At 48.0% G+C, this 23,178-nt stretch carries 20 protein-coding genes and 1 tRNA gene; 14 read left to right on the top strand and 7 right to left on the bottom strand.

Going from position 1 to position 23,178, the window contains the following annotated elements:
* Window positions 1-190 precede the first annotated feature (190 nt).
* Window positions 191-838, top strand: a complete 648-nt coding sequence (locus GN112_RS12455; RefSeq protein ID WP_155310522.1) for a CsgG/HfaB family protein — start codon at window positions 191-193, stop codon at window positions 836-838.
* A gap of 85 nt (window positions 839-923) precedes the next feature.
* Here the strand turns inward: GN112_RS12455 and GN112_RS12450 are convergent.
* Window positions 924-999: transfer RNA gene (locus GN112_RS12450), tRNA-Arg, on the bottom strand.
* 76 nt (window positions 1,000-1,075) lie between these two features.
* On the opposite strand from GN112_RS12450, the gene GN112_RS12445 reads away from it, so the two are divergent.
* From GN112_RS12445 to GN112_RS34835, 9 genes are all read left to right on the top strand, one after another.
* Window positions 1,076-1,705: a transposase gene (locus tag GN112_RS12445; RefSeq protein ID WP_155310521.1), complete on the top strand. Its 630-nt coding sequence runs from the start codon at window positions 1,076-1,078 to the stop codon at window positions 1,703-1,705.
* Between the two features lie 342 nt (window positions 1,706-2,047).
* Entirely contained in the window at window positions 2,048-2,272 is a 225-nt protein-coding gene (locus tag GN112_RS12440; RefSeq protein WP_155308746.1) for a hypothetical protein, read from the top strand.
* 47 nt (window positions 2,273-2,319) lie between these two features.
* On the top strand, window positions 2,320-3,546 hold the full coding sequence (locus GN112_RS34320) for a hypothetical protein (protein ID WP_231716912.1): 1,227 nt from the start codon (window positions 2,320-2,322) through the stop codon (window positions 3,544-3,546).
* Window positions 3,547-3,770: 224 nt separating this feature from the next.
* On the top strand, window positions 3,771-4,466 hold the full coding sequence (locus GN112_RS12430) for a Fic family protein (RefSeq protein ID WP_231717002.1): 696 nt from the start codon (window positions 3,771-3,773) through the stop codon (window positions 4,464-4,466).
* Window positions 4,467-4,770: 304 nt separating this feature from the next.
* Window positions 4,771-5,532, top strand: a complete 762-nt coding sequence (locus GN112_RS12425) for a nuclease-related domain-containing protein (RefSeq protein ID WP_162458905.1) — start codon at window positions 4,771-4,773, stop codon at window positions 5,530-5,532.
* 230 nt (window positions 5,533-5,762) lie between these two features.
* A complete protein-coding gene (locus tag GN112_RS12420; RefSeq protein ID WP_155310518.1) occupies window positions 5,763-6,062 on the top strand; it encodes a nucleotidyltransferase family protein in 300 nt (99 codons plus the stop codon).
* Window positions 6,049-6,387: a HepT-like ribonuclease domain-containing protein gene (locus GN112_RS12415; RefSeq protein ID WP_155310517.1), complete on the top strand. Its 339-nt coding sequence runs from the start codon at window positions 6,049-6,051 to the stop codon at window positions 6,385-6,387. Before GN112_RS12420 ends, GN112_RS12415 begins: the two co-directional genes overlap by 14 nt.
* A gap of 657 nt (window positions 6,388-7,044) precedes the next feature.
* Complete coding sequence (locus tag GN112_RS12410) at window positions 7,045-9,288, top strand: putative transposase (RefSeq protein WP_155310516.1); 2,244 nt, start codon at window positions 7,045-7,047, stop codon at window positions 9,286-9,288.
* A gap of 93 nt (window positions 9,289-9,381) precedes the next feature.
* A complete protein-coding gene (locus GN112_RS34835; RefSeq protein ID WP_155310515.1) occupies window positions 9,382-9,612 on the top strand; it encodes a transposase in 231 nt (76 codons plus the stop codon).
* 51 nt (window positions 9,613-9,663) lie between these two features.
* Here the strand turns inward: GN112_RS34835 and GN112_RS12400 are convergent, their stop codons facing one another.
* Window positions 9,664-10,440, bottom strand: a complete 777-nt coding sequence (locus GN112_RS12400) for an enoyl-CoA hydratase/isomerase family protein (RefSeq protein WP_155310514.1) — start codon at window positions 10,438-10,440, stop codon at window positions 9,664-9,666.
* A 362-nt stretch (window positions 10,441-10,802) separates the two neighbouring features.
* Between GN112_RS12400 and GN112_RS12395 the strand changes: the two genes are divergently transcribed.
* Window positions 10,803-11,423, top strand: a complete 621-nt coding sequence (locus tag GN112_RS12395; protein ID WP_155310513.1) for an RNA polymerase sigma factor — start codon at window positions 10,803-10,805, stop codon at window positions 11,421-11,423.
* Window positions 11,424-11,880: 457 nt separating this feature from the next.
* Here GN112_RS12395 and GN112_RS12390 read toward each other — a convergent pair whose 3' ends face one another.
* Window positions 11,881-12,408, bottom strand: coding sequence for an aldehyde dehydrogenase family protein (locus GN112_RS12390; protein ID WP_269434972.1), 528 nt, complete (start codon window positions 12,406-12,408; stop codon window positions 11,881-11,883).
* Window positions 12,409-12,446: 38 nt separating this feature from the next.
* Here GN112_RS12390 and GN112_RS12385 point away from each other — a divergent pair, with 38 nt between their 5' ends.
* Window positions 12,447-13,211 (top strand): molybdopterin dinucleotide binding domain-containing protein, encoded by a 765-nt coding sequence (locus GN112_RS12385; protein WP_197743319.1) that lies wholly within the window; start codon window positions 12,447-12,449, stop codon window positions 13,209-13,211.
* Window positions 13,212-13,218: 7 nt separating this feature from the next.
* Here GN112_RS12385 and GN112_RS12380 read toward each other — a convergent pair whose 3' ends face one another.
* The 4 genes from GN112_RS12380 to acs are packed head-to-tail and all read right to left on the bottom strand — an operon-like array spanning window position 13,219 to window position 18,562.
* Window positions 13,219-14,943, bottom strand: a complete 1,725-nt coding sequence (locus GN112_RS12380; RefSeq protein ID WP_155310511.1) for an AMP-binding protein — start codon at window positions 14,941-14,943, stop codon at window positions 13,219-13,221.
* A gap of 34 nt (window positions 14,944-14,977) precedes the next feature.
* Complete coding sequence (locus GN112_RS12375; protein WP_155310510.1) at window positions 14,978-16,018, bottom strand: histone deacetylase family protein; 1,041 nt, start codon at window positions 16,016-16,018, stop codon at window positions 14,978-14,980.
* Window positions 16,019-16,066: 48 nt separating this feature from the next.
* Window positions 16,067-16,543: a GNAT family N-acetyltransferase gene (locus tag GN112_RS12370; protein WP_155310509.1), complete on the bottom strand. Its 477-nt coding sequence runs from the start codon at window positions 16,541-16,543 to the stop codon at window positions 16,067-16,069.
* Between the two features lie 48 nt (window positions 16,544-16,591).
* On the bottom strand, window positions 16,592-18,562 hold the full coding sequence (gene acs / locus GN112_RS12365) for an acetate--CoA ligase (RefSeq protein WP_155310508.1): 1,971 nt from the start codon (window positions 18,560-18,562) through the stop codon (window positions 16,592-16,594).
* 240 nt (window positions 18,563-18,802) lie between these two features.
* On the opposite strand from acs, the gene GN112_RS12360 reads away from it, so the two are divergent.
* Both GN112_RS12360 and GN112_RS12355 read left to right on the top strand, forming a co-directional pair.
* The gene (locus tag GN112_RS12360) at window positions 18,803-20,557 is read left to right on the top strand and encodes a substrate-binding domain-containing protein (protein WP_155310507.1); all 1,755 of its coding nucleotides are present in this window, start codon (window positions 18,803-18,805) and stop codon (window positions 20,555-20,557) included.
* A gap of 11 nt (window positions 20,558-20,568) precedes the next feature.
* Window positions 20,569-22,839, top strand: a complete 2,271-nt coding sequence (locus GN112_RS12355) for a hybrid sensor histidine kinase/response regulator (RefSeq protein WP_155310506.1) — start codon at window positions 20,569-20,571, stop codon at window positions 22,837-22,839.
* Window positions 22,840-23,178 lie beyond the last annotated feature (339 nt).

The raw sequence follows: 23,178 nt of genomic DNA, 5'->3' as shown, positions 1-23,178 counted from the left end.
AGGATCGTTGCTGTAATGCAAAAGCCTATAAAGGACAAAAGGTGGATAAGCGCCTAGTCGAGTAAGCCCCGAAATAGCGGGAAGAGAACGGTTATAAATCGCTGATATTATATAAATCAACCGTTTATTGTTTTAATAATAAACTACATATCAGTATGAAAACAATTCAATTATTCAATGGAGATGAAGCATGATTAACTTATTGCTAAATGTTCTAAGGATTAGTTTTTTTTTGTTTTTAGCTGTAAATGTTTTACCGGCTGAAGAAACTGATAAAACAGATAACAATCGACATAATATAGTAATTATATGTGATACTGAATTGACTGGTAATGGCAAACTTCCACCTAAGGAGAAACACGATGAAGCGGTTAGGCAAACTGCCGCTTTAAACGATAAATTGTGTTCAATTATTAGATTGGCTTGTTTCAAAAGCAGATTGTTTGATTTAGTAGATAGGAAAAATATTGATTATCTTCTGGAAGAGAAAGGAATAGTAGCGTCAGGATTGGCAAACAACCCCAAATATCGAGAGATTGCAAAGCTTGCTGGCGCAGATGCAATTTTGTTGTGCAATTTAAAGTTTGACATTATAAACCCTGGAGGGACTGCATCTTCTCAATTTGGTACGACAACTATTGGTGCCTATGCAAAGACGATGCATGAGATAAAAATGATTGATGTTGATACCGGGAAAATACTCTGTTTGTCCATAATTGAGAAACACATAAAAAAAGAAACAGGTCTTCGTGGATTAGACCCAGATTTCTTTAGGCAAGGAATGCAATCTATCAATGATTTATTGTTGGAATGTTATAATAACATGCCCGATAATTGATACCTGTAGTAGGGGAAGGGGCGGAAACGGAAATTTTACCAATCAAAAAAGCACCCACAATTTCTTGTAAGTGCTTGAACTTATATGGCGCGCCCGGCAGGGATCAAACCTGCGACACCTAGCTCCGGAGGATAGTGCTCTATCCACTGAGCTACGGGCGCTTTCGGATTTGTCGTCGCTAAATAGAGGATTGGCGCATGCAAGTCAACCCTCTTGTGTACAGCTTGGGCAAAAGTAATGTCCTGGCATCACAGCGGATTTCACGTTCATATCGGCGAAAGGATCTGGCCGGAGGATGAAAAGGGATTGGAAAATCTGGCCAGATACATCATCCGGGCCTGTTTCTCACAGGAGCGGATGGTTTATATCCCGGTTACGGAAGCCACAGACGGCGTGGCCAAGGTTATCTATACCTCCAAGGACGGAAAAACTCGGAAAACCTTCGATGCATTGGACTGGCTCGCTCATTTAGTTACGCATGTTCCCGGCAGGTATGAACAAACGGTGAGGTATTATGGCTATTACAGCAATAAATCCAGGGGTATGCGAAAAAAGGCGGAAACCGATGACGCCATTCCCGTTATCCTGAAGAATGACATTTCATCCAAAAAGTGGCGACAAAATTGGGCAAGATTGATCCAGAAGGTCTACGAGGTCGATCCACTGATATGCCCGAAGTGTCAGGGAAAAATGAGGATTATCGCCTTCATCGAGGACGAGCAGCTCATCAAAAAAATATTGAAACATCTGGATCTGTGGGAAATACGCAACCATGGTCCGCCCGATCGAGACCCCACACATATCCCCGAACTGACCTACGATGACGACTATTCCCAGATACCCACCGTCGATTACTGGATTCAATAATTTAAAACAACAATCGAATCCCGGGCGGTGGCGCTCATTCAAATTTCGTGAAAAACCCCATTTTTTCACAACCTCGACGTTGAAAATAAGGTTTTGACACTCCGTTGTCGGAAGTCTCCCAAAAGCCCTCCGTCCCCTTTCATGGCAGGTACAATATATTGTGGCCCTTTTGCATTGACAAACTATTGCGAGCTGTGCGGACCATGCCCAGGATGGATATTGCACAAAGGGCTAACCAAAAATTAAGATATGAAAATAGGTTCGGAATTGACTGGACATCATTAAAGATAAATGCGATGTTTTGGTAGATCACTATCTCAAACCCCGAGACGGAGGCTACCAATGAGCAAATACAAAATCGAAGTCATGGTGAACCTGGTTGAATGTGATGAGGAAACGGACGATAAGCCCATTGAACTGGAAGATGGATGTTATCAATACACTGTAAACGCTGATGCCGGTGAAAATATAGACGACTGCGAAATAGCAATTTTAAATACGGCATACCCTGCAATAAGAGCCGCCATAGCACGACACATGGAAAAGGTGTCTAAAAAAAAGTCCTGACTTTCAGTGGGGCTAATCAAATTGAGGTAAATGAAAGCCCATATCTGGTGGATGGCGCCGTGGGGCGTTTTGCGTTTGAAACCCACTTCGCATTTGATGAAAATGGCGTTCGGTTTGACAGTAGTCAATCGATATTTGCCCCATTAGGAACGAATCAGTTTTATTTGACCACGGGCTTTAAGGAACGGGCCATGATTATGGGTAATACGGAAGGATCCTTCCGGAAAACATCAAAATGGCTCAACTTCATACGGCACCAAATAGAAGGCGGTACGCCACATCGCACATTGCATGATCAGACCCAGAAAGAAGGTCGGGAATTGATCGACCATTTAAAGCAAAAGGCCGATGATTTGAATCATGGCAACTTCAGCGCTGACGGATGTTGTATCAACCCAGATATTCCCAGGGGCGGAGAACCGATATCAATTCCCATGGATGAAGTTCACAAGGCCCTTTCTAAAGGATCTTTCGACTATAATCCGATTGAACTGTTGAATAATCCCGTCATTTACGAAGAACCCAGTCAAACGGTCAACATAAGCATAGACGACGTAACCCCCAAAAGGCAGAAGGGTACACGAGAAAGCCCAAAAATCACTGAGCATACGCGAAAATATGTACATGATACCGTATGCCACATTGAACATGGAGGCCCAAAATACGTATTGGCAGCTGATGGCACCAAATCATGCTTGTGGTTGCTAATCGCGTTTCTTTTGTCAAATTTTCTATTCGGCAAACGTCTTCAGATTTTTACCGACGGCCATAAGGCGCTAAATGCTGCCATCGTCAAGCAATTTGGTTGGTACAATAATATGCAGATTGTTCTTGATTGGTTTCATCTATGCAAGAAGTTCAAAGAAGAATTGAGCATGGGGATGAAAGGCAGAAAGTTGAGAAATGAAACGCTTCGCGCGGTTATGCCGTTGTTGTGGCACGGCCTTACAAACAAGGCCATATCATATCTTGAAAACATCCCGGCATCCGAAATCAAGGATGAGAATCATATTCAAAAGCTCATTGACTATTTGGGTCGGAATAAATCCTCGATTCCCAACTATGATATGCGCAAACGGTTAAATCTTCGGAACTCGAGTAATGTGGGTGAAAAGATGAACGACCTCGTCGTTTCAAATCGCCAAAAGAAGAATGGAATGAGTTGGGCGAAGAAAGGCTCTCTCAATCTGGCTATCATCACAACTTTGAAAATCAACGATGAGTATCACAATTGGTTCAGCAATAAGGAAGTAAAATTTAGCTTAGCTGCTTGACCATTTAAGATATCTTCGTCCGCACAGATCGAACTATTGTGAGATTGCCATATACTTGACTCCAAAAAGCAAGTTCCTATCACTATCACTTGAGGTCGAACGGCCGCAGGTGGTTGCAGATGCGGCAACAGTCCTGGGCTTCGACAGGGTATTTCTCATGTGAACGCAAAATCCCAATACCAACCACACTACCTGAACGGTGGCGTCCAACGGTGGAAGCGGATTTGATCGAAGCGCAGCGTGTTTTCATAAGTGGCCTTATTGACGACGCCGGTGCATATCGCCGTAGTGGAGTGGAGGTAATGGGGGATGGACAGGTCCTTCATATGGCGCCTCCCGCAAATTGTGTCCCGAAGCTGATGCACGACCTTTTCTCCTGGCTGAATGGCTCTGATGATCACCCACTGATTACCAGCTCGGTGTTTCATTACGAATTCGAGTTTATCAATCCGTTCGCCGATGGCAATGGCCGTATGGGGCGATTGTGGCAGACGCTCATCTTGACCCGCTGGAATCCGCTGTTTGCTCACATCCCGGTCGAAAGACTGGTCCACGAGCACCAGGCCAACTACTATCAAGCCCTGCAAGACAGCACCGACGGTACCGATTCGGCGCTTTTTGTCCAATTCATGCTGGAGATGATCTCCGACGCGATGTCGTCGGTACCCCCCCAAGTAGCCCCTCAGGTTACCCCCCAAGTTCAGCAAGTATTGCGTGCATTTGACGGCGAGATGCCCCGTTCACAGTTGCAACGTGCAGTTGGCCTCAAGGACCGAAAATCGTTTCGGGAACGTTACATCAGGCCGGCTCTGAAAGAAGGGTTGATCGAAATGACGCTCCCGGACAAACCCAACAGCCCTTTGCAGAAATACCGTCTGACCGACAAGGGGATGGAGATGCGTCGGCATTTGTTTGGCTAACGTTTTTTCAATGAAATGCCGATCTTCCTAAAAATCCGGAATGACAATCCATTGGATCACAACAATCGTAATCGAGGACGGAACAACTTTAACCGCAGGCGCTTAGCAATAGTCGATACTTGTTCTTGTCGAAAGGGAGTTGTAAACTGTAATGCGTTATTTATCTTCTTTCATTCCAGGCATTTTGGTTTTTATCAGTTTGGGAATCGCCTTCTCAATAATAAAGATACTGAAGGCTTATCATGGGCTTAAGAAACGCCGGTCTCCCTTTACCTCCAAATTTCTGAGGGCACCAGGTCAATCATTGATCGAAAAATTAGACGACATCAATGACGATTTGGTCGCTTTCATGGCAATGCTGATCGCCATGCCCATCCTCTTTTATGCGCTCTATATCTCGGATCTCTATTTTCAACGGCGGCCCTTATCGCTTAACTCGGCCCTGGTCTACATCGTTATTGGGATTCTGTTTGTTGGAGGGCTGACTTTCAAGATGGTCAAGCGGTTCAATCTTCGACGCAAAATGCGTCTCGGCTACGACGGTGAGGTGGCCACCGGCCAGGAGCTGAATAGATTGATGCTCAATGGATACCATGTCTATCATGATTTCGTGGCTGACAAATTCAATATCGATCATATCGTCGTTGGACCGGCTGGCGTGTTTGCCGTTGAAACCAAAGCCAGGGCCAAGCCGACGTCCAACAACCGAAAAGAAGATGCCCAGGTTATCTATGACGGCGGATGCATTCGTTTCCCGACTTGGAAGGAAATCAAACCATTGGAGCAGGCCAAGATCCAGGCGGAGTGGTTGGCGCGATGGTTGTCCTCGGCCACGGGTGAGCAAACGCAAGTCCGAGCGGTCCTGACGCTTCCCGGGTGGTTTGTCACGCGGACCGCGTCAGACGGCATCCCGGTCATCAATCCCAAACAGTTTATGAGTATCGCCAAACCAGTCAACGGAAAGTTGTTGGACGATCGTCGGATCAAAAGCATCGTCCACCAGATCGATCAACACTGCAGAAATATAGAGTCCAAGACGGTAAAAGGCTTGGGAGGGCGGAATTGACAGGCTTCACGCAAAGCCGCGAAGAACGCTAAGATATACAAAAAATAGTTAAAGGGCAGAAACATTATCTATTGAACAGTGTTTTTAGGACGAGCAATCATCAGAAAACACTCGTTTTCTTGACAAAATAGGCAATCGCAGGTAATTTTCAGCCATACATGGAATAGCGATATTTTGGGACCACAAAGAAACCGATCCCTTAAATCTTATTAGGGTAAAATCAGATGACAATGGCCAAGATCGACATCCCAAAAGAACGACTTGCTGAATTTTGCCGCAAGAACGAAATCCAAAATCTGTCCTTGTTCGGTTCTGTTTTACGTGATGATTTTGGGCCAGACAGCGATGTAGACGTTCTGGTTGAATTCAAAGCCGGGACCAGAGTCGGTTTGATCCGGCTAACGAGCCTTGAATTCGAGCTCGGTGAAATTATCGGTAGAAAAGTCGACCTGAATACGCCAGGCTTCATAAGCCGCTATTTTCGGTCCGAAGTCATGGCAGAAAGGGAAGTTCAGTATGCCGAGGCATAATGACGCCATCCCTCTTTTACACATGCTTAGCCATGCGCGGGAAGCCGTTGACATGATAGCTGGGAAAGACCCAGAATCGCTCCCTAAAGAAAGGATGCTTGAACTGGCCTTGATCAGGTTGGTGGAAATCATCGGTGAGGCTGCAGGAAGGGTGAGCCAGGCAGGACAGGAGAAATACACTGAAATCCCCTGGCGAGAAGTGATCGGCATGCGGAACCGGCTTATTCATGGCTATGACAGCGTCGACTTGGCAGTCTTATGGGATACGATCGAACTCGATCTTCCACCCCTGATTTCTCAACTTGAAAAAATCCTGCGAAAATAGATCTGTCACGCTTTGATTGCCCATTTAACATTTGCGATCAGGCGAACGCTGAAAATATGGCTTTCGATAAATACCTGAAAAAGTTTTCCTGCCTCAACGGCCTGGTGGCCCCATATTCAAATTTCAAGGAAGTTCACGTTTATTCAAAAGAAGCGAAAGACGTCGGGTTGTTAGAAAAAAGATTGAATCTCAAACCGGTATCGCAGGGGGCTAATCTGGGCATCATGAGGCCCTATTACAGCAATTCGGTTTTTTACAATTTTTTACCAGGGACATCGATCTGATGGTCAGGCCAAAGGTCCCGGTGAACGGACATAAAACCATCGACAGTGCACTTTCGGAAGCTGGCTTTAAGACCGTGTTCAAGAGCATCAGCAATTCTTCGCTGATCCACTATGAAGGATTAATAGACGGGGTGGATGTTGAAATCGAGTATAATACTCCCCAAAAACTGGACAGTTGTTTAAGGTCAGAGAACTTGATTTCCTACAAAAGCATTTACGAGTAAAAATACAATTTACAATCAGCGTTTCAAATGTTTAGCATTCTGCTTCAAAAAATTGTTCATTTTTCTTCAGGAAAATAATAATGATACCTTACCGATAATTTGAGCCTTAAATTTCACTGCACTGTAGTTAAAGCAATAAGGAAGGTGTCATGCCCCAATTAATTCTTCCGCTGATACCAGAAGGAGCTACACAAATCAGCGATCTGGTGACCGTCTATCGAAGCGAAGATCGATGGACTTATTATATGGGGTTAACCCCGATTTACACGCATGCTGCCGATGACCACCGGCTGTTCAGGCTGATTACATCGATGATGATCCACGCTGGCACGTGCCGTCACAAGGATATTATTGAGACCTTCGGTATTTCCAAAAGCAACGTCAACCGGGCTTTGAAAAAGTTGCGGGAAAGAGGCCCGGAGGCTTTTTTCCAAAGAAAACCAGGTGGTCGTAAAGGCCATATCCTGAAGCCGCAGGTGCTCGAACAAGCCCAGTCCCTTTTGGATCATGGCTTCACGCGTCACGATGCCGCTCAGCAGTTAGGCGTTAAGCTCGACACCTTCCGCAAGGCCATCAACGACGGGCGCTTGCACGAGCGCCCATATGTCGAAGCATCCAAGGCGAGGGCAGGCACGGATAAATCATCGCGCAGCGCGGTGGATGCGGCCGCGGCCAAGGGCATGGGTACGGCCTGCACTCGGGTTATGGATCGGGCTTTAGCCTCAATCGGTCAAGGCGAAGCGCAGGTGCGATTCGAGCCTTGCCTGGATGTTCCCAAGGCAGGGGTTTTGTGTGCCGTGCCGGCACTTTTGGCCAACGGCATTTTGGAAGGCGCCGAAAAGCTTTTGGGCAAGATCCGAGGATATTACACCATCTTCCAAATCTTGCTGGTGCTGGCCTTCATGACGCTTTGCCGGATCAAGACGGTTGAACGCTTGCGCGAGAATCCGCCGGGTGAATTCGGCAAGCTTTTGGGTTTGGATCGCGTTCCGGAAGCACGGTGCCTGCGGAAAAAGATGGATACTTTGAGCGAAGCCAATGCGGCCGAGATATGGGCCGCGCATCTTAGCAATCACTGGATGCAGGCCGAGCCCGATGCGGCCGGTACCCTTTACGTCGATGGCCATGTTCGCGTTTATCACGGCAAGCTGACCAAACTACCGCGGCGCTATGTCACCCGACAGCGGCTGTGTTTGCGAGGCACGACCGACTATTGGGTCAACGATTCCATCGGCCGGCCTTTTTTCCTGATCGAAAAGCCGATCGATCCCGGACTTATCCAAGTAGTCGAGCACGACATCGTGCCACGGCTGCTCGACGAGGTTCCCAATCAGCCCGATGAAAAGGCGTTGGCGGCTAATGCCCATCTTTGTCGTTTCGTTTTGGTTTTCGACCGGGAGGGCTACAGCCCGGCCTTTTTTGCCCGGATGTGGCGCATGCATCGGATTGCCTGCATCACCTATCACAAGCACCCCGCCGAACCGTGGCCGGAGAGTTGGTTTGAGGAAAAAACCGTGATCATGCCCAACGGCGAGACAGTCACTATGCGTTTGGCCGAGATGGGCAGTTTGCTGGGCTCGGGCAAGAACGCGTTTTGGGTGCGTGAGGTTCGCAAGCTGACCGATTCGGGCCATCAAACCAGTCTGATCAGCACCGCCTACGATCTGCCGCATACCCAACTGGCGGTACGCATGTTTAGCCGGTGGTGTCAGGAAAATTTCTTTCGCTATATGAAGCAACACTTTGAAATCGATATGCTTTGTGAATATGGCGTCGTGGAGATTCCTGACACCGAAAAAGTGGTCAACCCCAGCTGGCGGGAATTGAACCGCAGCCGTAATCAGGTGCAAAGCCGGATGCGCTACCGCCGGGCACGCTTTACCGAAATGACCATGCACCCGGAAAGCGAAACCAATCCGGAGAAATACCAAAAATGGCTGAAGCGAAAAAGCGAACTGCTGGAAGAAATCGACCAGCATGAACATCAGTTGGTAACGTTGAAAGCACAATTGAAGCAGACACCAAAACACATCACCTGGGGGGAACTGGAGGACAAGGACAAGTTCAATCGGCTGCTTCCAGGTCGCAAGCGATTGATGGACACCGTGCGCATGATCGCCTATCGAGCCGAAACGGCCATGGCGGCAATGTTGCTCGGCCCAACGGTGGATATGCCCGATGCCAGGCAACTGCTGCAGGGCCTGTTCGTCACCGATGCCGACCTAATACCCGATATGGAAAACAATCGCTTACGCGTACGAATTCACAATGCCTCGACGCCGGCGGACAATCGATCGATCGCCTCACTTTTAGACGAACTCAACAAGGCTGATATAGAGTATCCCGGAAGTAATTTTCGTCTCACTTATGAGCTAGTAAATAGTGATATTTGAGGCTGCGCTGGTGTCGTTTTAATTTTCACGGAGGTAAGGTGTTCTGAAGGTGGAAAGTGAGCGTATCCTGACCGGTCCAAAGGAGGCTCATCAGTGGGAAAAATTCGGAGGAACCAGAGCGCTGCATTTAAAGCGAAGGTCGCCTTGGAAGCGATCAAAAAAGAAAAAACGATTGCCCAGCTGTCCAGTGAATTCGGGGTTCACCCAAACCAAATTACTCAATGGCGAAAACAGCTGGATTTCAATTGCGAGGCAATGCGAGCTTTTGGGGCCCTGATGCGTTCGAAACCTTTCGAAATGAATCGCTCCGATGGAAACCAGTAATCACAGCCATATCTTGCACCGATGATTTGTGGTTTATGTGGGATTGTATCTCTACTTTTCCCTTTCATAAAACTGCTGCAATCTTTTGTTCACTTCCGAAAAATCTCCAACACTGGAGTAAGCGTTAAGCGTTTCAACCCTCAGCGCATCGTCGATCGTTCTGCCGATTATCTCCAGGATCGTTTCCTTGGCAGAGCGTATCGCCTGCTGACTATTTTGTAAAATTTGGTTCGCCAATTCCTCGGCAGCGGCCATCAGTTGTCCATCCGGTACGACCCGGTTGACCAGGCCCAATCGATATGCTTCGTCCGCGTTGATCATGCGACCGGTCAGGGCTAAGTCCAATGCCACGGCTAAACCGGCAATAGCGACGATCCGTACGATACCTCCGTCACCCTGATGCAGACCGCGACGCGTCTCAAACGAAGCAAACCGAGCGCTCTCACCGGCAATCCTGAAATCGCAAGCAAGTGCGATTTCCAGCCCTCCGCCTACAGCAACTCCGTTCACCGCTGCGATGATCGGTTTGTAGATTCTGTGTTGTCCGCGTGTAATTCCACCTCCAAAGCCGCGTCCCATGTTCTTGCGAATGTCGAGCATGTTTGCGCCTTCCCATTTGGGGAGCCAAGTATTAAGGTCAGCTCCAGAACAAAATGCTTTTCCCGCTCCTGTAACGATAGCGACATCCACAGCATCGTCAGCTTTAAATTCAGACCATACGTTCCATAAATTTTGATCCAGTTCATCATCCACTGCGTTAAGGGTTTCAGGACGATTTAAGGTTATATAGGCTATCCTACCAATTTTTTTGTACAAGACTTTATCCATTGTCTTATCCTCCCATTTTTCTGTGAGCGCCAACTAATGCCCATCCAGAAATGTCCAATTTGCCCGATATCGGAATTTTTACGAGTTCGTCAACTACCTGACCACTGCCTTTAATTAATGACAATATATCTTACCGGTTGTGACTGAAAAAAAGCATCCACAAGAATTTAGCGTTCACCCGGTCACAAGGATTGCTTTTTCAAGTCAATATCTAGTATGGCTATTAATCCATGCACGTGTATCAATGGTAATCCGTTTGTCGATTAGGCTTGCATCGAAATTGCAAGTCACAAATATTGTTATGAATTGCATAATAAAAAACCGTTTCCTACCAATTTCGATCAATGGATTTTTAAGAAACAATGGGCAATAAAAAAAACCATCGACCGACCATAGAAGAAGTGATCCATGAGGCTTTAGGAGGATCGAACGATGCTTTTGAGGAAATCGTCCAGCGTTTTCAGGATAGTATCTATGCTTTATCCCTACGCATGCTTTCTCATCCGGAAGATGCAAAGGACGCAACCCAAGAGATTTTGATAAAAGTAATTAGAAATCTGGAATCTTTTCGGTTTGAAGGCGCTTTTAAGGCGTGGGTATTTCGAATTGCTGCAAACCATTTGAACACCGTAAGGAAAAGCAGGATGGAGCGGTTTGAGGTTAGTTGGGAAAAAGCCGTTCAGCTAGTTGACCAAGCAGAGGCCAACGGTTGGTTGGCCGATCCCCCCGCCGTCCCATCTAAAATGCTCGAAATTGAAACACGTCTTAGATGCACCCAGGCGTTATTGACGGCCATGAATCGACCGCATCGGTTGGCCTTCATTTTAGGCGTTATCATGGATGTATCCAGCCAGGAAGGGGCGTATATATTGGAAATCAGCCCTGAGGCATTCAGAAAAAGAATTTCCAGGGCGCGTGGACACTTGAGAACATTCTTAAAACAACACTGTAGCCTCTTCGAGAGCGTCAATCGATGTTCTTGATCGGGTGTACTGGCCAACCATCTGCAAAATGGATGGACAGTACCCGACAAGCCGGTTTTCATGAAAAACGGATACCAGACACAAACCAACGAAATGCTCAAGGACTGTCTGAGGGAATTGGATGAATTGAGCAAAGTGGCAATTCTATTAAAAGCATTCCCTGAGAGTCCTCACCCTCAAGATCAATCCCAAAAGATCAAAACAATCTTAAATAACAACAAGTATCGAGTTTTGGCAAGTGACGGCTTTTAAGGCGACCAGTTCATCCCGCGCTTGTGAAGACTGTTGAGCTGCAGGGACTGCGTTGCTTGATGGGGCAAATCAGAATTACCGATAAAAAATATGTCCAAAGGCCGCTGCCGGGGTGAGGGCAGATGTCGCCGCGTCGATTTCCAAGGGCTCAGCTGGCCTTATCATATTCCTGCGGGCCTAATGCTGAGCCTTTTCGACCCATTTTTTATTGCCCCGTGCCCTGCCAGGTAATCCAATGGGCCCGGGTGAATTCTTCCATGATATAATCCCCGTTGAATCGGCCGATGCCGGAATTTTTCTCGCCACCGAAGGGCGCTAACGGCTGGTCGTCGACGGTAATATCGTTAATGTGGGTCATCCCGGCGTAGATACCCCTCGCGAAATTCAAGCCCCGCGCCATATTTTCGGTAAACACCGCACTGGACAATCCGTGATGGGTATCGTTGGCCAATTGCAGGGCATGGTCCTCATTTTCGGCGACGGTGACCGGAACCAACGGTCCGAAGGTCTCCTCCTGGCACAGTTGATGGCTCCCGTCGACCGGGCTGAAAACGTGCGGAGGGAGCAAAAGGCCGTCTGCCTTGCCGCCATACAGTAATTTGACATTGCCGTCCTGAGAGGATTCTATTTTTTGGATCAGCCCGTCCAACTGGGATTGATTGATGATCGGGCCGATGACGGTGTCCGGTTCTGCCGGATTGCCCACTTTTAATTGTTTGACCCCGTTCACAATATGTCCTGCCAGCGTGCTCCAACCTGGAAAAATACGGCGTGGCTTATAATTACAATGTGTGCCACTGCATCCCCTATCTGATGCTGCGCAAAAAGTGTATTGAACCTTACGAAGAAAGCTGGTCTGAGTTGAAACTTTTCACGGAGCTGGCAAAACGTCTGGGGCTGGAAGAATATTTCCCCTGGGCATCGGAAGAGGAACTGGTTGCCTTTGAACTGGGCCAGACCGGGTTTTCCTTTGACTACCTGTTAAATGAGAAACCCGAAGGCGATTACTACCAGCAAAAATCCTACACGATCCCGGACGGCACGTTTAAAACGCCGTCCAAAAAGATTGAAATTTACAGTGATGCCATGCAGCAGGCAGGATTCGATCCCTTGCCCACATACCTGGAGCCGCTCAAGAGCCCCCAGTCAAAAAAATACAGAGATCTAAAAAAATATCCCCTGATCCTGGGAACCGGCAACCGCAGCTATTATTACACCCATTCCCAGCACCGCAATATTGATGCGCTAAATGGGCAAGACCCGCATCCCATGGCGGAACTGAGCCGCAACACCGCCAAAGATTTCGGAATCAAACAAGGCGATGATGTCAGCGTTTCCACGGACAGGGGAACCGTGTTCATGAAAGCCAGTGTGGTGGACTGCGTGGCCGACGGCATCGTGTTTGTCCCCCATGGCTGGTCCGGGCAGGCCAATGCCAATCTGTTAACAGACGCCAAATGCAGGGAGCCCATCCTGGGATACCCGGACATGAAATCATTAATGTGTGCGATCAAAAGCGTTGAAATCAGCAGGTAATCGCTTTTCAGAAATCCTTTATTTTCATGTGATCTCCAATGGGCAGGCCCATATCCTGGGCGCGAAGCGCGCGTCGGAGAATTTTGCCGGATCTTGTTTTCGGAATTTCTTCCATAAAAACGATCTCTTTTAAAACAACTTCCGACGATAGCTTTGCCTTGACAAAGGCTTTGATCTCCTGATTGAGGCGGGCGGAAGGAGTAACGTTTTTATTGATGGAAATAAAGGCCTTGATTCGAGGTTCACCGGGGTGTGCCGGTTTGGATATGACGGCCGCCTCGCGAACCGCCGGATGTTGACACAGGGCGCGCTCGATTTCATAGGGCCCGATAAGTTTGACGCCAATTTTAATCAAATCGTCGGTGCGTCCCTGGTGGTAGTAGTAGCCATCCGGTTCACGGATGGCCATATCGCCGGTGAGAAACCATTCCGGAAGCCTGAAATAATCCTTATAGCGTCTCTCATCTTCCCAGATGCCGGTCATCATGGCAGGCCATCCGGGTTTCAAGGCCAGTTCTCCCATGGTCAGGTCCGGAAGTCGCCGACCTTTTTCATCGATGATGGCGGCTTCGATGCCGGGCAAGGGTTTTCCCATCGAACCGGGTTTGATTTCCATGGATGGGAAATTGGCGATACAGATCATCCCGGTCTCTGTCATCCACCATGTATCATGCGGGGTGATCTTAAAATTTTTTTTGAACCAGTAGATGATTTCGGGTGCCAGTGCTTCCCCCACCACGGCAATGTGTTTCAGGGATGAAAAATCGTATCGGCCCACCAGGTCTTCACCGGCTTCCATCAGCCGCCTCATCGCTCTGGGCGTTTTATACCAGACGGTGATGTTGTGCCGTTCCAGGGTTCGGTACCAGGTGGAGGTTAAAAACGGGTCGGCCTGGATCACTGATGTGGCACCGCAGAGCCATGGGGCAAAGGCACCGTAAACAGTGCCGGTTACCCAGGCCGGATCGCAATCGGCCCAGAGGACACTGTTGGGTGTCAGGTTCAGAACATATCTTGCGCTAATCAGTTGTCCGATCATGTCCCGATGCGCGTGGACGACCCCCTTGGGCGGACCGGTTGAACCGGAGGTATAGAGCAGGTAAAGGGGGGTTTGGGCGTCCACCCATCGTGTGGAAAATTGATCCGTCATGGAATCGGCAAGCCCCTCCACCACCGTTTCCTTGGCTGAAAGCCCGGGGGCCGGGCCATGGGTCAACAGCACATGCTGGACCGCTTGCATGTCGTCATGGGGCAGCCATTCATCCATATCCGGGTTGGTCAAAATGCCCCGGGGTTTTCCGTTTTCGATGCGTTCTTCGAGCTCATCGTATCCCAGAGAAGCAAAAAGCGGACAAAAAAGCACCCCCAGTTTGGCGGCGGCCAGCATGGCAAAATAGATTTCCGGGCAGGGATCTAAAAAAATAAAGAGTCGGTCACCGATTTTAAAACCGTATTGTTTGAGCAGATTGGCCCATTTATTGGAAATTATTTTAAGATCCCGGTACGTGTAGGTCTTTATCTCACCGCTTTTTTCAAAGATCAGCGCGTTATGGTTTGCCGTATTCGGATTGTCTGCCCATCGGTCGATGGCTTCGTGAGCAATATTGAGCTGATGCGTGTGATACCAGGTGAATTGTTTCTCGACATCGCCCCAGGAGAAACGGCTGCAGATTTCATCGTAGGAGCCAAGGTTGGCTTCCGGATTCTGGGGCGCTATTTTTGCTTTGATCATGAATGGTGACTCCCTTTTGACGACTCCCTGTCCATCAATGGGTCCAGATTCGATAGGGGGCGTGAATCGTCCGGGTCTTTTTTACGATGGTGTCGACTCGCTGACTCGTTTCAGGGATATGAACGGACTGGTTCTGTTTGGTGGTCAACACCGTTAAAACGGCGCGAACGCACTCCGTCAGGGCTTTGGGATGATACCCGCCCTCCAGGGCCATCAGAACGGGCGGATCCCCCGATGCCTTTTTCAAGTCGAGGATCAGGTGCATCAGCCCTGAAAATGCGTATTCCGTCAATGCGGATCTTCCGATGGGATCGAGACGATGGGCGTCAAAACCGGCCGCCACGAAAATTAGTTCCGGGCGGTAATGGGCGATCATGTCCGCTAACAGAATCCGGTATAGGTGAAAAAAATCCGCATCGGTCAGGTTTCGGGGAATCGGCACATTGACGGTGTAGCCCTGGCCGTTGCCTGTGCCGGTTTCGGCCCAGTCACCGCTGTAAGGATAAAGCCGGGTGTCATGGGTTGAAAAGTAAAGCACCGCGCTTGAATCGTAAAACATCTCCTGCAGGCCGTTGCCGTGGTGAATATCCCAATCGATAATTAGAATCCGATTAATATGATGCCGCTGGGCCGCATATCGCGCAGTGATACCAAGATTGTTAAAAACGCAAAAACCGGCGGCGCGATCCGCCAGTGCATGGTGTCCGGGAGGGCGAACCAGTGAAAAACAAACCTTGCATGTTTTATTCACCAGTGCGTCCAGACCGGAAATACAACCGCCTACGGCAAGACTGGCGGCATGCCAGGTATTTTCCGAAGCCGGTGTATCGGGCGCCAGGCTGGTAAACTGGTGATTGGCTGTTTTCAACACTTTTTCGATGTACATCGGCGTGTGGACATACTCCAGGTATTCCAACGGCGCGAGTTGGGGTTCAATCCGAATCAGGCCATGGGCAAACTCCGCATCCAACATCTTATAGACGGATTTGAGGCGCGTGGGGTGCTCAGGATGAATCTGTCCCGTATTATGCGCCAGAAACCGATCGTCCCGAACGATTCCTGTTTTAATGGCCATGGTCATTGCGCCTTCGATAAAAAAAATCGTAATTTGAATCCGGTATCATCACAATGAAAGGATCATGGTTCGCTCGGAGGCCGAGCAGTGTTCTTGTGAAAATTGAAACCCAAATCTTTTGTATAGCTTTATCCCCCTGAAATTATAGGCATCCACCGTTAGCCAGATCTTCGTTAAGGCCAATTGCCCGGCTCTTTGAAGGATTTTGCTGGTGAGTTTTTTGCCCACTCCCATGCCACGGTTGTCCTGGCTGACAAATATCAGGTATTCGGCGTCCAGTTTGGAGAAATCAGGGATTATCGCCACATGGCCGATGACACGGTCTTCCAACCATGCGAGGGCGTTTTCACCACCTGCGACCAGGTTGTCGATCCATTGGATTCGGGTGGCTCTGTTCCGCGGGGGCATACCCTGGAACTCTCCTTTGGGTCTGAACGCGTCGTACATTTTTACCAGGCCTTCATAATGCTCGGGCCGGTAAATTTTCACCTCACACGGCGTTTTAATAGGGTTGCCTGCGTTCATTGCGCCCACTCCGACGGGTTGGGTTTGGTCAAAGGAAGGTATGGCGTTTTATATACCCTGAATTTTTTTACGTTCTTCGATCAGACCTTTGATCACGACCGGATCGGCGATAACGGATGTATCTCCCAGATCATCGACCCGGTTTGCCGCTATCTTATCCAGGACCGTTCTCAAAAGTTTTCCGCTGCGGGTTTTCGGCAGGGCATCGGCCCATTGAATCACATCGATTTCAGCGATCGGACCAATATCCGTTCGTACTTTTCTGATCAGCTCTCCTCTCAAGGCATCGGATTTATCCAAGCGGCGGTGAAGCGTAACAAAGGCATAGATACCGATTCCTTTCACGGGGTGCGGAAATTTCACCACTGCGGCTTCCGAAATTTTGGGATGCCCGTACAGAACGGCTTCCAATTCCTCGGCATTCAGTCCGAACCCGGTAATATTGATCACATCATCGACCCGCCCCATGATCCAGTAATAGCCGTCTTCATCCTGCCTGGCCGCATCACCGGTAAAATACATGTCGAGGGCACGGCTGAAATAGGGATAAACATAGCGTTCGTGGTCGCCGTAAACCGTCCTGGCCATCCCTGGCCAGGGTTTACGGATACAAAGCACCCCCTCCTGGTCGGGAAATTTTGTCTGTTCACCCGTATCATCCAAAATCACCGGATCGATGCCGAAAAAAGGCAGGCCACAGGAGCCGGGTTTCAACGGCGCCACACCCGGAAGCGGTGTCAGCACATGACCGCCGGTTTCAGTCTGCCAGTAAGTATCAACGATAGGGCATTTGCCGCCTCCCACCACGTCGTAATACCATTTCCAGGCCTCGTAACCGATGGCTTCACAACCGCTGCCGAGAAGCTTTAACGATGAAAGATCGTGGGCATGTACAAAATCATCGCCTTGACGGGCCAGAAGACGCACCAGTGTCGGTGTCGTGTAAAATTTGGTAACGCGGTATTTTTCCACCATCTGCCAATACCGGTCATAGTCCGGGTAAGCGGGCCCCCCTTCGTATAATACGCCTGTTGCACCGTTTAACAGGGAACCATAAACGGTGTAACTGTGCCCGGCGATCCGTCCGATATCGGTCGTGCACCAGAAGATATCGTCATCTTTCAAATCGAAAACCAATCGCGTGGTCATGGCGCTATAGAGCAGATATCCGCCGTGGGTATGAACCAGACCTTTGGGATAATCGGAAAAGCCGCTGTAGTAGAAAACAAACAGAGGATCCTCGGCATCCATGGGCTCAGGATCCACCGACTGGTTTGCTGAAAATCTTTCCATCCCCTGATGCCACCAGGTATCCCGTCCGCGGATAAGCGGGGTTTCCTTTCGCCCACGCTGCAATACCAGAACTGACCGAACGTCCGGACACGACAGCAATGCGTCGTCCACATGCTTTTTGATTGGAACGACCTTACCGTTGCGATACCCTTGATCGGCCGTGATAATGATTTTTGCCTGACAATCCTGGATGCAATTGGTCAGCGGTTTTGCAGAAAATCCGGTAAAAACGACACAGTGGATGGCGCCGATCCTTGCACAGGCCAGCATGGCGACCGCCTGTTCCACCACCATGGGCATGTAAATGACAACGCAATCCCCTTTTTGGGCGCCCTCCGCCTTCAGCCACAACGCCAACCGATTCACGTCATTGTACAGTTCGCCATACGTGACCGTTTTTGTTTCAGCGGGGTTTTCGCCTTCCCAGAAATAAGCGATCTTGTCACCCTTGCTACCATGCAGAAGGTGCCGGTCCAGGCAGTTGAAGGACGCATTCAGTTTTCCACCACCGAACCACTGGAATCTGGCTTCATCGACGTCTTGGCGAAACACAAAATCCCATTTTTTATCCCAGTCCAGGTAGTTGTGGGCCTGCTCCGCCCAGAATATCTCGGGGGTATCCAAGGAGCGCCGATAAAGCGCTTCGTATTGCTTGAAACTCTTTATTTGGGCGTCTTGCCTGAATCCCGCAAGATGGGCGTCATACCATTTTTTATGATTTTGCATGGATGAACCTCGGTATTCGAATGAGAGAGCTGGTAAAGGAAGATAATTGCTAATACCGTAGCAAGTTATGAATCGGTATGCCAGAGCCCATTCAGCCAGCGAGAAATTGCAGAACAAAGCTCGACCCTGCAATAAAAAATTCTATCGATGCCGGGCCGTTGGTCAAGGACTTTTTTGTAACCAGTTGCCAGATAACCAGTGAATGCTGTATTGTTGATTAAAATTGAGAGGAAAAAGAATATGAGCTGTTGGAATATGCCTTCCCTGGTGTTTATTGTGGTTATGTCTCTGTTTTTTTCCCTTCCAGGATATTCGAGCGCCGGAAATGAAAAAACAGTTGCCCTTGTCATGAAAGCGCTGTCCAACCCTTTTTTTTCGAAAATGGAAAAAGGGGCAAGAATCTTTGCCCAGGAAAATGCCATTCAGCTTGAAGTGTTTGGTGTTGATCGGGAGACAGATATCGAGCGGCAGATCGGGATCGTGAATAATCTCATCTCCAGAGGCTACGGTGCCATTGTTATTGCACCTGCTGATTCAAAAAAGCTGGTTTCCATATGTAAAAAGGCAATAGACAGGGGAATCATTGTCATCAATATAGATAATCCCCTGCATAAACCGACCCTGGACCAGCAAGGTATCTCCATTCCCTTTGTTGGTTCGGACAACTTTGCCGGCGCATATATGATTGGGGAATATGTAAAAGCAAAACTCGATGGCATGGGGCGGGCTATCGTCATAGAGGGGATCAGGGGGGTGGAAAACGCCGATTTGCGCAAAAAAGGATTCATTGAGGCTGTTACCGCAGGAAGTTCAATTGAAATTGTCGCGTCGGAAAGTGCCAACTGGCACACTGACGAATCCCTGTCCCTCACCGCCGACTTACTCGCCAAACATCCCAATATCGATGCCATATTCTGTGCAAATGATTCCATGGCTCTGGGCGCCATTCAGGCCATTGACCTTATGGGATCACTTAAAAAAATAGTCGTTGCCGGATACGACAATATCGATTCGGTGCGTACGGAAATCAGAAATGGCCGTATCCATGCCACCATTGAACAGCACCCTGAGCTAATGGGTGAGTATGGTGTCCATATGGCGTGGCAACGGCTCAATGGGTTAAGCATTCCCGACAATCGTTCCACCCCGCTGGATTTGGTCACCTACGAGCATTTTGGCAAAAAAGTGGCGTTTTCGATCTCAACGCTCCGGAATCCTTTTTTCTCCATCATGATACAAGGGGCAAAAGAATCTGCGGATCTCTTCGGGATGGAGCTGATCGTTTTGGACGCTGAAAATCAGGATGCCCAGCAACTAACTGATATGGCAGAAACCCTTAATCAAAAAGTTGATCTCCTTATCGTTAATCCCACAAACACATCGTGCATCACTCCTGGTATTGAATATGCGAATAATGAAGATACACCGGTAATTACCGTGGATCGAAAAGCTGCCGGCGGAACCGTACTATGCCATATCGAGTCCGACAATTCCCAGGGCGGTAAAAAAGCAGCTCATTTTCTGGCACAAAAGTTAGGGGGCAAAGGCAGGGTTATAGAGATGGAAGGAATCCCAGGAACTTCGGCAGCCCATGAGCGGGGAGCAGGATTTAATGAAGCTCTCAAGCAATGCGCTGAAATCAAAATTGTCCACCGCGAAAACGCCCATTTCGACCGACAAACGGCAAAAGCCATAACACTTCAGATTTTAAAAAAAGATCAGAAAGTTGATGGGGTCTTTGCCCACAATGACAACATGATCCTTGGTGTAATCGATGCTTATGAGGAATTGGGAATAAAACTGCCGAAAGCCATGATCGGGTTTGACGCAATTCCTGAAGCACTACGATCAATTCGGCAGGGCAAACTGACGGCCACCATCGCCCAAAAACCCCAGACCATGGGAACCTTGGCCATTGAGACGGCTGCTCGCTATTTCCGGAGGGAAAAAATCAAACCCTTAATTTTGGTGGGTATTTCATTGGTCAAAAATTAGGAGCCACCCCTTTGCTTCGATCCATCAACAGTAAATTTTACGCTGTAACGTTGTTGTTGGCTGTTTCATTTGCCATTGGTTATGGCATCCTGATCTATTTTTTACATCAGCAAACACAGAGTGTCACCCTTGCCAGAGACACTATTTCCCTTGAAAGGCGTTTCAGCGAACTGAACACCCTTTTTCACGAGGTGCGCTTCTGGGAGAGGGTCATCTTCTCACAAAAAAATCCTGATGCAGAAATGCAGTTTGGATCAATAATCGAACAAATCAGGAACATCTTGGACACGTTAAGCGAACGTGTTCTGGATGCTAATACCAACCATACCTTGAAACGGATTAAGGTCGGCATTGATCAATACGAAAACAATTTCAACCGCCTGATCCAACTCAAGACGAAACAAAGTCTACTGATTACACGGATGGAAATGAACTATCGTTCAATGGTTTCCATCATTCTGAACAGTAACGACGCTGAACTTTTAAAACCATTATTCAACCTTACCCATTTTCTAATTGCCTACCGATCCAGTCGAGGGGTGTCCAGGTATCAGGCGCTTAAACTGGTAATCAATTCATTTGAGAGAAAGTTTCTTGCAACCGAAGCATCCGATGTTCGTATGAAAGGGTACTTGCAGAGTTTCAAGGAGATACTCGATGAAGATCATGGATTGGAAGGCGAAATTATAACCATCAACGAGGCGGTCGAAAATTTAAGCGTCCAATTAAACGACCATTTCGCCATCATTAAAACTAGTTCGAAGGCATTGTTGAGTGCCAAATTTGAAGAAACAACCGCCATAAAAAAAGAACTGCAGGGCATTTTGCTCATTGCGGCGGTGTTCGGCATCACGACCCTTATGGTCATTATTTGGTTTTTGGATAAAAACATCATTTCTCCCATCCGATCAATGGCTTCCTTGATGCAGAAGGTAGAAGCCGGAAGTATCGGTATGCGATTTCAAAATATGGCAGGGTATAGTGATGAGATTGTTCAATTGGGTTTTTCCTTTAACAATATGCTGAACAGTCTCGAATCCAACAGCAGAAAACTAATCGACTATCAACAAGAACTTGAGAAGAAAATTGATGAAATTTCAGAGCAGGAGTTAGAAAGCCAACGGTTGACCGCCCGACTTCAAAGGGCTCAGAAAATGGAATCCCTGGGGCTTTTGGCAGGAGGCGTAGCGCACGATCTCAATAATGTTCTTTCAGGAATTGTCGGCATTCCGGATCTGCTCCTGTTTGATCTTCCCACAGACAGCCAAATCAGAAAATCCGTTCTCATGATTCAAGAGGCAGGCAATCGGGCCGTAGCCATTGTTCAGGATTTGCTGACCGTTGCAAGGGGAGTGGCCATCGCTAAAGAACCGATCGATCTGAATCATCTCATCGATGACTTTTTGAAATCACCGGAGTTCAGGCAACTTAAAACGTCATACCCGAACGTTTCCATCAAAACCGAACTGGACCCTGAATTATTGGATATCGCCGGCTCTCATATTCACATTAAAAAAGTGCTCATGAATTTGATTTTAAACGCCATGGAGGCAATTGATATCCAGGGAGTCGTAAATCTGTCGACAACCAATCGATATATTGATCGTCCGTTAAAAAAATATGATGATGTCAACATCGGCGAATACGCCGTTATATCTGTTTCAGATGACGGAAAGGGAATTTCACACAAGGACCTTGAACGGATTTTCGAGCCTTTTTACACTAAAAAAATTATGGGGCGAAGCGGGACCGGTCTTGGCCTGGCCATTGTCTGGAATGTGCTTCTGGATCATGACGGGTACATTGATGTGAAAAGCGGCCCCAATGACGGCACTGTATTTGAACTCTATTTTCCCATTACGAGAGAAGCGATTACCGGAAAAAATCTCTCGCTATCCATCGACGACTATTTTGGAAACGGCGAAACCATTCTCATTATTGACGATGTGGAAAGCCAACGGGAGATATCAAGTGACATGCTCAATAAAATCGGATATCACACCGTAAGCGTAAGTAGCGGTGAGGACGCGGTGGAATATATGAAAAATCACTCCGTCGACTTACTGTTGTTGGATATGATTATGGATCCCGGAATCGATGGTCGTGAAACTTACAAAAGGATCATTGAGATCCATCCAAATCAGAAGGCTGTGATTGTAAGTGGATATGCGGAAACCGAGGCGGTAAAAAAGACCCAGAATTTAGGTGCTGGAAATTTTGTTAAAAAACCTTTTACTATAGAAAAAATTGGACTGGCCGTAAAACAGGAGTTGAACAAGTGATTACATAGTTTTTTGTTTAGAGCCTGTTTGAGAAGTCTGGATCAGGCTCGATAACAAGGCGGAAAGTGGCACGAAAGCGGAGCATATAGGTAATATGTGAGCATTTTGAGACAGTTTCCAACGCCGTTAGCGGGCCTTAGACGGATTTATCAAACAGGCTCTTAGAATAAATTCATCACTTCTGAATGGACACCATTTGCTGATCCTGATATAGGGGCATCCATTCAAGACTGACGCGGAATTCAAAATCACGCGATGCCACTCACCGGTGAGGCGATTGACAGAAATCGCCCGAGACCTCGAAACTCAATCCACTTGCACCTGATCCGTTTTTTGGCA

It is taken from the genome of Desulfosarcina ovata subsp. ovata, assembly GCF_009689005.1.
GTDB classification, from domain to species: domain Bacteria; phylum Desulfobacterota; class Desulfobacteria; order Desulfobacterales; family Desulfosarcinaceae; genus Desulfosarcina; species Desulfosarcina ovata.
This window is presented reverse-complemented; position numbering and strand designations above follow the sequence as displayed.